Origin of the sequence: Sinorhizobium sp. CB7 (genome assembly GCF_041357635.1) — a bacterium.
Taxonomy (GTDB): Bacteria; Pseudomonadota; Alphaproteobacteria; order Rhizobiales; family Rhizobiaceae; genus Rhizobium.
This window is the reverse complement of sequence record NZ_JAULLL010000005.1, coordinates 37,437-49,097: the sequence shown is the minus strand read 5'-3', so window position 1 is coordinate 49,097 and position 11,661 is coordinate 37,437. Positions and strand designations below refer to the sequence as shown.

Annotated in this window: 11 protein-coding genes; 7 read left to right on the top strand and 4 right to left on the bottom strand. The window is 60.4% G+C overall.

Going from position 1 to position 11,661, the window contains the following annotated elements; all coding sequences use genetic code 11:
• Positions 1-2: 2 nt before the first annotated feature.
• The gene (locus AAE029_RS11105; RefSeq protein ID WP_371072897.1) at positions 3-686 is read right to left on the bottom strand and encodes a FadR/GntR family transcriptional regulator; all 684 of its coding nucleotides are present in this window, start codon (positions 684-686) and stop codon (positions 3-5) included.
• A gap of 349 nt (positions 687-1,035) precedes the next feature.
• On the opposite strand from AAE029_RS11105, the gene AAE029_RS11100 reads away from it, so the two are divergent.
• From AAE029_RS11100 to AAE029_RS11070, 7 genes are all read left to right on the top strand, one after another.
• On the top strand, positions 1,036-2,823 hold the full coding sequence (locus tag AAE029_RS11100; RefSeq protein WP_371072896.1) for a gamma-glutamyltransferase family protein: 1,788 nt from the start codon (positions 1,036-1,038) through the stop codon (positions 2,821-2,823).
• A 55-nt stretch (positions 2,824-2,878) separates the two neighbouring features.
• Positions 2,879-4,399, top strand: coding sequence for an ABC transporter substrate-binding protein (locus tag AAE029_RS11095; protein ID WP_371072895.1), 1,521 nt, complete (start codon positions 2,879-2,881; stop codon positions 4,397-4,399).
• Positions 4,400-4,632: 233 nt separating this feature from the next.
• Positions 4,633-5,586, top strand: coding sequence for an ABC transporter substrate-binding protein (locus tag AAE029_RS11090; protein ID WP_371072894.1), 954 nt, complete (start codon positions 4,633-4,635; stop codon positions 5,584-5,586).
• A 228-nt stretch (positions 5,587-5,814) separates the two neighbouring features.
• Positions 5,815-6,696 (top strand): ABC transporter permease, encoded by an 882-nt coding sequence (locus AAE029_RS11085; RefSeq protein WP_371072893.1) that lies wholly within the window; start codon positions 5,815-5,817, stop codon positions 6,694-6,696.
• A complete protein-coding gene (locus AAE029_RS11080; RefSeq protein ID WP_371072892.1) occupies positions 6,693-7,487 on the top strand; it encodes an ABC transporter ATP-binding protein in 795 nt (264 codons plus the stop codon). The genes AAE029_RS11085 and AAE029_RS11080 overlap by 4 nt, the downstream gene beginning before the upstream one ends.
• Before the next feature lie 306 nt (positions 7,488-7,793).
• Positions 7,794-8,189 carry a DUF1236 domain-containing protein gene (locus AAE029_RS11075; protein WP_371072891.1) on the top strand — a complete coding sequence of 132 codons (396 nt, stop codon included), beginning with the start codon at positions 7,794-7,796 and terminating at the stop codon, positions 8,187-8,189.
• A 158-nt stretch (positions 8,190-8,347) separates the two neighbouring features.
• Positions 8,348-8,647, top strand: a complete 300-nt coding sequence (locus AAE029_RS11070; protein WP_371072890.1) for a hypothetical protein — start codon at positions 8,348-8,350, stop codon at positions 8,645-8,647.
• A 23-nt stretch (positions 8,648-8,670) separates the two neighbouring features.
• Here the strand turns inward: AAE029_RS11070 and AAE029_RS11065 are convergent, their stop codons facing one another.
• From AAE029_RS11065 to AAE029_RS11055, 3 genes are read right to left on the bottom strand one after another with little or no spacing between them, the layout of a single operon-like run.
• The gene (locus AAE029_RS11065) at positions 8,671-9,351 is read right to left on the bottom strand and encodes an HAD family hydrolase (protein ID WP_371072889.1); all 681 of its coding nucleotides are present in this window, start codon (positions 9,349-9,351) and stop codon (positions 8,671-8,673) included.
• A gap of 40 nt (positions 9,352-9,391) precedes the next feature.
• Positions 9,392-10,909 carry an alkaline phosphatase gene (locus AAE029_RS11060; protein ID WP_371072888.1) on the bottom strand — a complete coding sequence of 506 codons (1,518 nt, stop codon included), beginning with the start codon at positions 10,907-10,909 and terminating at the stop codon, positions 9,392-9,394.
• Positions 10,899-11,645 (bottom strand): glycerophosphodiester phosphodiesterase family protein, encoded by a 747-nt coding sequence (locus AAE029_RS11055; protein ID WP_371072887.1) that lies wholly within the window; start codon positions 11,643-11,645, stop codon positions 10,899-10,901. Before AAE029_RS11055 ends, AAE029_RS11060 begins: the two co-directional genes overlap by 11 nt.
• Positions 11,646-11,661 lie beyond the last annotated feature (16 nt).

Here is an 11,661-nt window from a genome sequence, read left to right as displayed (position 1 = left end):
ACTTAAGTATCGGGCTGCTCGGTGATCCGACTGCCGGCCGTGACGAGATGCTTGCGCATCGCGCGCTCGGCCGCCTCCGGATCCCTTGCCTCTATCGCTTGGACGATCTCGCTATGTTGCTTGAGCAGCTTGGCATTCAGCTCCGGCGAGAAAACCTTGTCGCGGGCGCTGATCCAACGCTGCTCGGCCCGCACGGAGTTAATGAGATCGAACACGCCCCAGAAGAGGGAATTGCGAACGCTTTCTGCAATCTTTGCATGGAACGCACTGTCCCAGCGCTCATACTGACGCGCCGTCATCGCTTCGCCCGCCCGGCGGATGAATTGCTTCATCTGGTCAATGTCGAGCAGTGTCGCGCGGACTGCCGCAAGTCGCGCCAGCACCGGCTCTATTTCCTGTCTGACTTCGATAATGTCCTGCGGACTGGTTTTGCTCGTCAACGAAGGGATGTTTGTCGACTTCGACTCGATGACTTTGACGAAGGTGCCGAGCCCCTGCCGGCGAAACAGCATTCCTTCGATTTCGAGAGCCCTCAGCGTTTCGCGGATCGCCCGGCGTCCGACACCGAAGGTTTTCATAAGCTCGCGCTCCGGCAGAAGTTGTCCATCCTTGATGAACTCCCCTTCTCCCGTCTCGATGACCGTGCGCAGCCTGTCGAGCAGAACCTGTTTGTCTTCCAACGCCATCTCGGTTTCCTGAGCTTGACTGCGGCTTGCGTTTTCAATCGAAACGTCGGCCGCCTCGTCAATCCTACAGGTGGTAGCGGGATTTTCGCCGGAAAACAACCAGTCGGCGATTTTGGAACCACTGCGAACCATTGCGGCATTAATCGCAGAGTTGCACACCCTATTGTTCACATTCATGAACGATGCAAATCCGCCGAAATTCTCCTTGACTCGCTTCGGGAAATTACATCTGATATATCAGGCGTCGCGATGAAAGCCTCAAATTTTACGAACCAATAATCCAATGGTTCGGCGTGACCTGCCTGCAGTGAGTACCGGCGTGAAGACCCTTCAACGAGAGGCGGATACAATGGCTCCATTTACAACACGGCCCGAACTCAGCGGCACTTTCGGCGCAGTCAGCTCCACCCATTGGCTCGGTACTGCCGTCGGCATGTCGGTCCTCGAAAGGGGCGGAAACGCCTTCGATGCCGCAGCAGCCTGCGGCTTCACCCTGCAGATCGTCGAACCCCATCTGAACGGCCCGGGCGGCGAAGTGCCGATCATCCTCAAGAACGCGAAGGAGGATGAGCCTGTCGTGATCTGCGGCCAGGGCGTGGCGCCTGCACTGGCGACATCAGCGGCCTTCCGCAATCTCGGGCTCGACATGATCCCCGGAACCGGTCTCCTGCCGGCTGTCGTGCCCGGCGCCTTCGACGCCTGGATGCTGCTTCTTCGGGATTATGGCACGCTCTCGGTCGAGGAGGTCCTGAGCTATGCGATCGGCTACGCCGAAACCGGCTTTCCCCTGCTGCCGCGCGCGGTTGCCTCGATCATCCCGGTGACGGAACTCTTCCTCAGTCAATGGCCGACCTCCGCTGAAGTCTGGCTTCCAGCCAATGCGGTGCCGAAGCCCGGCGCCCTGATGTCGACGCCTGCCATAGCCGCCACCTATCGTCGTATCGTTGACGAAGCCAAGGCTGCCGGCGGCGACCGTGTCGCCCAGATCGAGACCGCTCGCCGCGCCTTCTATCAGGGCTTCGTCGCCGAGGCGATCGAGCGCTTCTACAGCACCGCGGAACTTTTCGACACCACGGGCCGATGCAATCGCGGCCTGCTGCGCGGCGACGACCTCGCTCGCTGGTCGGCCACCAAGGAGAAGACGCTTTCCAGAAATTTCCGCGGTTTGACCGTCCACAAGACGGGTCCGTGGGGCCAGGGCCCGGTCTTTCTTCAGCAACTGGCGCTCCTGTCCCAGTTCGATCTCGATGCGCTCGATCCGCTGAGTGCCGATTTCGTCCATACCATCGTCGAGTGTGCCAAGCTTGCCTTTGCCGATCGTGAAGCCTTCTACGGCGATCCGCGGGTTTCCGACATCCCGCTCGATATCCTTCTTTCCGATGACTATGCGCAGGAAAGGGCAAAGCTCATTGGCTCCCAGGCGTCCTTGGAGCTCGTTGCCAGCCATCTGCCGGGTGCTGCCGAACGGCTTGCGACGATCGCCGCACGCGCCGGCAGCGAAGTGCCGCACGGCCCCGGCGGCGGCGAGGTCACCTATGCCGCCGTACCGGAGATCGAGGGCGACACGGTCCATCTCGATGTCGTCGATCGCTTCGGCAACATGGTATCGGCGACACCCAGCGGCGGCTGGCTGCAAAGCTCTCCTGTCGTTCCGGGTCTCGGCTTCCCGATCTCCACTCGCGGACAGATGTTCTGGCTGGACGACGGCCTTCCTTCGACCCTGAGGCCCGGGACGCGGCCGCGTACCACCCTGACGCCGACGCTCGTCACCCGGAATGGAGATCCTTATCTCGCCATCGGCACGCCGGGCGGCGACCAGCAGGATCAATGGCCACTGACGGTCTTCCTGCGCCACGTCATCCACCGCCAGGGTCTTCAGCGCTCTATCGATGCGCCGATGTTTCATAGCAAGCACTGGCCGGGCTCCTTCTATCCACGCGAATACGAACTCGGGCGCCTCCTCGTCGAGGATCGCTTTGGCGCTGACGTCATCGCTGAGCTGCGCGAGCGCGGCCATCTGGTTTCGGTGCAGGAAAGCTGGTCGCTCGGCCGTGTCTGCGCCGTCCGGCGCAGCAATGGCCAGATCTATGCCGCCGCAACGCCCCGGCACATGCAGAGTTATGCAATCGCGCGATAAACCGCGTCGTCGTACGCCGCGGACAAGCTTTGACTGAAGAAGAGGGAACAGAGGCATGAAACCATACTATATTGCATTGATAGCAGGCATCGCTCTGACGGGCTTTGCCGCCCAGCCGGTGGCCGCACAGGAAAAAAGCGTCCTGAATATCACCTTGCAGGACGATCCCGATACGCTCGATCCCGCCACCAACTGGAGTTTCGTCGGACGGCACGTTCTGCAGTCGCTCTGCGACAAGCTCGTCGATATCGATGAGCAGGGTCAGATCGTCCCGATGCTGGCCGAGAGCTGGGAGTGGTCCGGCGACAGCAAGACACTCACCTTGAAGATCCGCCACGGCGCAAAATTCCACGACGGCGAGCCGGTCAACGCCGAGGCGGTCAAATACAATCTCCAGCGCTACCTGACGCTCGACATCTCCAGGCGCAAGTCCGAGATCAGCAGCATCGCCTCCATCGAGGTGCCTGACGAATATACCGTCAAGATCAACCTGAAAGAGGCGTCAGTACCGCTTCTGGCGGCCTTCACCGACCGCGCCGGAATGATCGTCAGCCCGAAGGCTGGCAAGGAGCTCGGCGCGAATTTTACCAACAGTCCCGTCTGCTCGGGACCCTACAAGTTTTCGCAGCGCGTCGTTCAGGACCGCATCGTCCTGGATAAATTCAAGGACTACTGGAATGCCGACAAGTATCACTTCGACGAACTCGTCTATCGCGGCATGCCGGATAGCAATGTTCGGCTTCTCAATCTGAGATCGGGTCAGACGGACCTGATCGAACGGCTGGCAGCGACCGACGTCGCCTCGGTCAAGGAGAATGCCGATCTCAAGACCGCCGAGGTGGTCGGCCTTGGCTACTACGGCATCACGATCAATATCGGCGGCCCCGGCGCGAACAAGGATTTCGCAACCAAGCAGGCCATTCGCGAAGCCTTCAGCCTTGCCATCGATCGCGACGCGATCAATCAGGTCGTCTTCGAAGGCCAGTTCGCGCCCGGCAACCAGCCCTTCCCGCCATCGAGCCAGTATTATGACAAGAAATACCCGGTCCCGGCCCGGGATATCGACGCCGCCCGCGCCAAGATGAAGGAAGCAGGCGTGACAAGCGCGACGGTGGAACTTCTCGTTCCGACCGACGCCGAACGCCAGCAGGTGGCGCAGGTCATCCAGTCGATGGTCGGCGAGATCGGCATCAATGTATCCATCCGCGCAACCGAACTGACGAGCCTTCTCGATATCGCGCGGCAGGGCAATTTCCAGTCGCATCTGGTCGGATGGAGCGGACGTGTCGATCCGGATCTCAACATCACCCCGATGCTGAGCTGCGGGGCTGCGGGCAATGACGCGCACTATTGCAACAAGGATCTCGACAAGGTGCTGGCGGAAGCGCGCGCGGTCGGCGACCCGGAGGCGCGCAAGGCCAAATATGCCCAGGCCGTCTCGGTCCTCCTCAAGGATCTGCCGATCGTCTACCTCTACCATTCGAAATGGATCTACGCTTTCAACGCCAATCTGGATGGTTTCAAGACCTATCCCGACGGCATCATCCGGCTGACCGGCGTCACCCGGAATAAATAACGCTCTGATGCATTCATCGATGCGCTACGCTGCGGCCTTTCACGACGTGGGAGGCCGCAAGACCATGTGCATCGCGGTCAGCAATGTCCTTGCCACGCCAGCGAGTTTAAGCTCCGGCGAACGACGCCGGTCGACTAATCGTAAAGTTTAATCCGCCCAGCTTCTCCGCATGATTGATTTCAGGTCGTGCTTTATCTAAAAGCCTTTGAATTCGTGTGTTGGAGGACACTTTTATGCGATCAATTTTGCTGGGCTTTGCCGCCGCCCTGGCACTTTCGCTGCCCGCGAAGGCCGAAGACGTCACCGTCGCCGTAACGGCGATCGTCGAGCATCCCGCTCTCGATGCGGCGCGCAACGGCGTTCGCGACGCTCTTGCCGCAGCCGGCTACAAGGAAGGTGAGAACCTTAAGTTCGTTTACCAGTCGGCGCAGGGCAACCCGGCGACAGCCGCGCAGATCGCCCGTCAGTTCGTGGGTGACGAGCCTGACGTCATCGTGCCGATCTCCACCCCCTCGGCTCAGGCCGTCGTGTCCTCCACCCGTGACATTCCGGTCGTCTTTACCGCTGTCTCCGACCCGCTTGGCGCTCAGCTCGTCAAAGATATGGACAAGCCAGGCGGCAACGTGACCGGGCTTTCCGACATGTCGCCGGTTGGCGAGCACGTCGCGCTGATCAAGGAGATCCTGCCGAACGTCAAGTCCATCGGCTATCTCTACAATCCCGGCGAAGCAAATTCGGTTTCGCTGCTTGGCGTTCTGAAGACGGAAGCTGAGAAGGCCGGCGTCAAGATCGTCGAATCGGCCGCCACCAAGTCGGCCGAGGTACAGGGTGCCGCCCGCTCGCTCGTCGGCCGCGCCGATGCGATTTATATCCCGACGGACAACACGATCATTTCGGCGCTCGAAGGCGCGGTTGCCGTCGCAGAAGAAGGCAAGCTGCCGCTCTTCACCGCCGATACGGATTCGGTTTCGCGCGGTGCGATCGCCGCTCTCGGCTTCAACTACTACGACGTCGGCAAGCAGACGGGTGATATCGTCGTCCGCGTGCTGAAGGGTGAAAAACCGGGCGATATTCCAGTGAAGATCGCAGCCGGCAGCGACCTGGTGGTCAACAAGGCGGCGGCCGCCAAGATGGGCGTGACACTGCCCGAAAGCGTGCTCAGCCGGGCAAACAAGGTCATTGAATAAACGAACGGCCCTGCCGCTCGGGTAATCTCGTCAGCCGCTCCCGTTTTCCGACGGGGCGGCTGATGATATTAGAGCGCCGCGCGTCCCATAAGGCGCGCAGAGAACCTCTAATCATTTTGAATCGGCGTATAAGGCTTTCCTGAAAATCGATTCCGATTTTCGGGGTTATGCGCTAGAAACCGGTGTTTCGCCGATAGGCGGAACCAAAAGAAAGAAGGGGCGGAAGCCTTGAGTCAGATCGCATTCTGGGGGGCTGTGGAACTTGGACTGGTCTATGCCTTCGTCGCAGTCGGTGTATATCTCGCATTCCGGGTTCTGGATTTTCCCGACCTGACGGTTGACGGATCATTTCCCTTGGGCGCGGCAGTCACCGCGGTCCTGATCATTGCCGGTGTCAATGCTTGGCTGGCCGCGGCGGTCGCCATGGTCGCCGGGGCAGCGGCGGGGATGGTGACTGCGCTCCTCAACGTGCGCTTCCGCATTCTGAACCTGCTTGCATCGATCCTGACCATGATCGGGCTTTTCTCGGTCAATCTTCGCGTCATGGGCAAGCCGAATGTCGCTCTCATCAACGCCGATACGATGATCAGCCCATTCTTCGGCCTCGGCCTCAGGGATTATTACGTTCGGCCGCTCTTCGTCGGCGTCCTCGTCGTCGTCGCCGTGCTCCTGGTATGGCGCTTCCTCGAAAGCGATGCGGGACTTGCCATGCGCGCAACCGGCGCCAATCCGCGCATGGCACGCGCACAGGGCGTCGATACCAGCCGCCAGATCTATCTCGGCATGGCAATCTCCAATGCACTTGTGGCGTTCGGTGGCGCTCTGTTCGCCCAGACGAACGGCTTTGCCGATGTGACCTCCGGTGTCGGCACGATTGTCGTGGGGCTGGCCGCCGTCATCGTCGGCGAGACACTACTCGGACGCCGAGGTCTTCTTATCGCACTCATTGGATGCGTGCTCGGTTCCATCATCTATCGCATTGCCATCCAGGTGGCCCTTTCGAGCGACGTGCTCGGCCTGCAGGCTTCCGACCTCAATTTCGTGACGGCCGTCCTTGTGACCGTGGCGCTCATCCTTCCCCGTCTTCGTCGCGGAGGTGCCACATCGTGATCAGTGTCAAGAACATCAAGGTCATCTTCGGGCGCGGAACGCCGCTGGAAAAGCAGGCCCTGAACGGCGTGAGCCTCACGATCGAAGAGGGCTCGTTCGTCACCGTCATCGGCTCCAACGGGGCAGGCAAATCGACGCTGCTCGGCGTTCTCGCCGGCGACGTGCTGCCAACCGAAGGACAGGTGTTGATCGGCAGGACCGATGTCACGCGCAAGCCGACGGCAGCCCGTGCGGGCCTTGTCGCGCGTGTGTTCCAGGATCCGCTTGCCGGAAGCTGCGGCGCTCTCTCGATCGAGGAAAATCTGGCGCTGGCGGCACGGCGCGGCGAAAAGCGGGGACTGGTCTCCGCCCTTGGCCCAAGCCGCCGCGAACATTTCCGCGAGCGCATCGCCGAGCTCAATCTTGGCCTTGAGAACCGCATGCGGGACCGGATGGATCTGCTGTCCGGCGGTCAGCGGCAAGCGGTCTCGCTGGTGATGGCGACGCTCGCCGGGTCGGAAGTGCTTCTGCTCGACGAGCACACCGCCGCGCTTGATCCAGGCATGGCCGAATTCATCATGAGCCTGACCGAAAAGATCGTCTCCGAACGCAAGCTGACGACGATGATGGTCACGCATTCGATGCGTCAGGCGCTCGATCACGGGCACCGCACGGTCATGCTCCACGGCGGCGAGATCGTCCTCGATGTCAGCGGTGACAGCCGCAAGAATCTCAAGGTCGAGGACCTGATCGCGATGTTTCGCAGGATGCGGGGGCAGACGCTCGATGACGATGCGCTGCTGATCGGCTAAAGCAATTCCAGGAAGGCTCCAGCACAACTGCCAGCGTGATTTCGCGCTATGCTACTCCCAAGCGCAAGCGTCGAGAACAGGCGTCGCTTTGCACGCCTGCGCTTCCTACGCTGCGGAGACTTTCTGATTGAAAGCAAAATTCAGAGCCAAGTGTTGAGCATCATAGCAGATTCGGATTTCGCATCGTCACACATTGTAAAAGACATCAAGAAACAGTGATTTCATCAAGTCATCCGGGCGGGAACAAGAAAATAGACTGAGCAGTTAGCCAGTGTAAGCAAAAACATGAGCTGAAGGAGGCACAAAATGCACAAGGCTCTACTTGCGGCGAGCGCTATTGCGCTTTCATCTCTGGCGACAAATGCTTTGGCTGACGGAGCAGTAACCGGCGCAGCCGGGGGTGCTGTGACCGGCGCGGTGGTCGGCGGCCCGGTCGGAGCGGCCGTCGGCGGAGTAGCCGGCGCCATAGCCGGAGCAGCGATTGACCCGCCCCCGCGCGAAGTTGTCACCTATGTACAGGAGCAGCCCGCTCCGCCTGCAACCGCTGTCGTCGAGGAAAAGGTCGTTGTGGGTAAACCGATCCCGTCCACCGTCCAGATCATCCCGGTCCCGGATAATCCACGCTACGGCTACACTGTCATCAACAATCAGCGCGTCATCGTCGAGCCACAGACGCACAAGGTCGTGCAGATCCTGGAATAGGCGACCAACCGCTCGGACATCGGAACCCGCCTTGGCGGGTTTCTTTATGACATTCAGATGAAAGCTCCGGTTGGATCTGAAAATTGCGGAACAATGACGGCTGTGCTCTGTTTCGAATAGGTCACCCATTCAATTTCAACGACTCGAGGACAGAGACGATGATGATGAAATTGATCGCAGTTTCGCTGCTGACAGCAGGCATGGCGAGCGGCGCTTGGGCACAATCCAATACGCCGCAGGCCCACGATCCCGGACTTGACCTGGATAGCGAGCAGACGGTCAAGAGCCCGAGTGGCCGCCAGGGCGAACCGCTCGATACCACCACAACCGGCAGCATCAGGAGTGGCGCGATGAGCACGGCGCCGATGAACCGGAAGTCCGATTGCCAGAACCAGCGCACGACCAATACAGAGACCCGTGACGGCTCCCACGTCACGCAGGGTCAGAACTGCTACTAGAGATGTACGCGCGGTTCTGCGGATCAGAGATCGCCAGCCTCGATCCGCGAGGTTTCTAGCGCATAAGCGAGCTCGTCGGCGCCTGTGACGACGAGCGCCGCACCTGCTTTCGCAAGGATATCGCATCGGCCCTCACGAGGATCGGCTGGATCGACGAAGCCGATTGCCCGCATACCGGCGGCAACTGCGCCGATAATGCCGTGCGGACTGTCGTCGACGACCAGGCACCGGGACGGCTCGAGCGAAAAATGACGGGCGCAATGTAGGAAAAGATCGGGTGCGGGCTTTGGACGCGTGACCATTTCGGCGCTGAAAATATGTGGCGCGAAGGCTTTCCAAAGATCGAAAAGGCCGAGGCTTTTTTGAAGTCTCTCGATCGAGCTATTGGATGCCACACATTTCCTCTGCGGCAGCGACCATATCAACGGCTCCATTCCGGGCATGGGACGAAGCGAATGGGCAAATGCCTGATAGATTTCGCTATGCCATTCGGAAAAGACCCGATCGGCGTCATCAAGACCGAACTTGCTGGCGCACATCTTGCGGATCTCCTTCTCCGAATAGCCGGTGAAGAGGTGATGTGCGTCGGACGCGCTTACCGGTATGCCCGCACGCTGCAATGCTTCGGCAAGGGTCCTACTGGCGACGGGCTCGCTGTCGATCAGCACGCCGTCGCAATCGAAAATCAGAAGATCAATGGTCATGGGATGGGATATTCCAGTCTGTTGTGGCCGGCACGGGTGATTACAGCCGATTGACGCCGGGAAGGCCGTCGACGACAGCGAAGCTTTGAAAGATGGACGAACGGGAATCCTGCGTCTTCCTGTCGGCAACGGCGACGAAGTCGACCTGCGCTGCCCGTTCCGAAAGGTTCATCATGGCGTAGCCGTGATTTCCGGAGGCGAATTTCAGATGCGGGTTTTCGGCCAGCGCCGTCGCAAGGCTAGCTTCCGGAGGGCCGTCCGAAGTCATCGAACCGCCAACGAATTCGGTGGCCATCGGTTTGGCTGCGTGATCGGAGAAATTACGTTTTACGTCAGCCGCAAAGAAGGCATGAAGATCGCCGCCGATGATCAGGGGATTGGCAAGGTCAGACGCCTCGATCGCATCAAGGAGCCGGCGGCGCGCCTCCCGGTATCCGTCCCAGCCATCTAGATTATACTCGACGTCCGCACCAGGCTTTACGTCACGCTCGGAAAGCAATGTCTGCTGGGCAAGGACCGACCACTTGGCGGGCACGCCTTTGAGAGTCGTTATGAGCCATTCTTCCTGCTCCCCGCCGAGGATTGTCCGCTCCGGGCGATCGTCGTCCGCCTTTCCTGTCAGTTCCGGAGAGCGGTATTGGCGTGCATCCAAAAGCGTGATGCCGAGGAGATCGCCGAATCGATAGTGGTCATAGATGCGATGGCTGTCGAACGCCGCCCCGATCTTCGGCGGCACCGGCATATGCTCGAACCATGCCTGATAGGCTGCCCGCCGGCGACGTCGGAACTCCGCGGGATCGGGCACGTCCGGGGCAGTATCGCCGGAATAATTGTTCGTCACTTCGTGATCGTCCCAGACCATGAGCCACGGAAATGACGCGTGGGCCTTCTGCAGGTCCGGATCGGATTTATAGAGCGCGTAACGGTTGCGATATTCGAACAGGAGCGAGGGAACGCCGGCATTGTGCTTGCGCACATGGTCCGTGCCCCAGCTCCTCTCGTAGATGTAGTCGCCGAGGTGGACGACCAGATCGAGGTCGCGGCCGGACATGTCACGATAGGCGGCGTAATAGCCATGTTCGTATTGCTGACAGGACGCGAAAGCAAAGCGGAATTGTCGCACGGACTTCTGAGGCGCTGTTCGCGTGCGCCCGATGGGGCTTTCCGCGTTGCCGCAGCGAAACCGATAGAAGTACCAGCGCTCCGGTTCGAGACCTTCGACTTCGACATGGACCGAATGCCCGAAATCTCCGGTCGCACGGAAAAGCCCCGATCGGACCGGCTGACGGAAACTCTCGTCCGAGGCGACGATCCATTCCACATCGAGCGGCGGATGCTCCGCGGTTGCAAGTGGCGCGAACGGATCGGCCGGCGGCGCGGCGTCTTCAAAGGTCAGGCGGGTCCAAATGACGACGCTGTTCGGTCGCGGACAGCCCGAGGCGACGCCGAGCGTAAATGGATCCGTCCGGAATTCGGCCGCCCGCGCCGCGCCGAATGGCCGCCATATGGCTGCCGCTGCGAGCCCGCCGCCGAGGAAAAGACGGCGCTCAATCGGCATGCATCAGCCTTGCCTGGGCCTTGACCGCAAGGTCCGGCCGATCCGTTGTGATCTGGCGCAACGGCTTGGAGAGCCAGAAGGAAAGATCAGCCATCTCATTCGGAACCCAGACGCCGAGACGGTCGGCAGGCACGAAAGCGGTGATAAGGTCCCACTGCTCCTGCAGCAGCGACTTCTCGACCGCAACGACATCGGCGACGGCAAGTATCTTTTCCAAGCGGTCGCGCAGGCCATGATCTCCGATCGACTTTTCGTGCAACGACGCGAGGCGGCGGATATGCGGCGCGACCTCGCGAACGGTTATCAGCACATCGAGCGAGAAGCTGGTGAGAAAGCATTGCGGCGCAAGCCCGAAGGCATCGATCATTGCAGCCGCGCGCTGCTCCAGTCCCTCACAAGGGACGCCGTTGACGCCGGCCTTCAATTCCACATGAAGTTCGAGATCGGTGTCACGATAGACGGCAAGGACCTCCTCAAGCGTCGGGATCACGTCTCCATTGCCATGCTTGAGGTGCACCTCGCGATGCTCATGCTTCGTCAGCTCTGCCACCAGACCGGAACGCTCCGTGGTGCGATCCAGCGTCGCGTCGTGAATGACGAGCAACTCGCCTTCCTTCGTCAGATGCACATCGAATTCGACCGATTTGACGGGCAGCGTGAGCAGGTTGCGGAAGCCGGAAAGGCTGTTTTCGGGCCAGAGATTGCGTGCGCCGCGATGGCCGACGATGAGTGTCATTGGTTCAAATCCTGTC

Coding starts and splice junctions, on each gene's coding strand:
- AAE029_RS11105 (WP_371072897.1), bottom strand. CDS start 686: ATGGCGTTGGAAGACAAACAGGTTCTGCTCGACAGGCTGCGCACGGTC.
- AAE029_RS11100 (WP_371072896.1), top strand. CDS start 1,036: ATGGCTCCATTTACAACACGGCCCGAACTCAGCGGCACTTTCGGCGCA.
- AAE029_RS11095 (WP_371072895.1), top strand. CDS start 2,879: ATGAAACCATACTATATTGCATTGATAGCAGGCATCGCTCTGACGGGC.
- AAE029_RS11090 (WP_371072894.1), top strand. CDS start 4,633: ATGCGATCAATTTTGCTGGGCTTTGCCGCCGCCCTGGCACTTTCGCTG.
- AAE029_RS11075 (WP_371072891.1), top strand. CDS start 7,794: ATGCACAAGGCTCTACTTGCGGCGAGCGCTATTGCGCTTTCATCTCTG.
- AAE029_RS11070 (WP_371072890.1), top strand. CDS start 8,348: ATGATGATGAAATTGATCGCAGTTTCGCTGCTGACAGCAGGCATGGCG.
- AAE029_RS11065 (WP_371072889.1), bottom strand. CDS start 9,351: ATGACCATTGATCTTCTGATTTTCGATTGCGACGGCGTGCTGATCGAC.
- AAE029_RS11060 (WP_371072888.1), bottom strand. CDS start 10,909: ATGCCGATTGAGCGCCGTCTTTTCCTCGGCGGCGGGCTCGCAGCGGCA.
- AAE029_RS11055 (WP_371072887.1), bottom strand. CDS start 11,645: ATGACACTCATCGTCGGCCATCGCGGCGCACGCAATCTCTGGCCCGAA.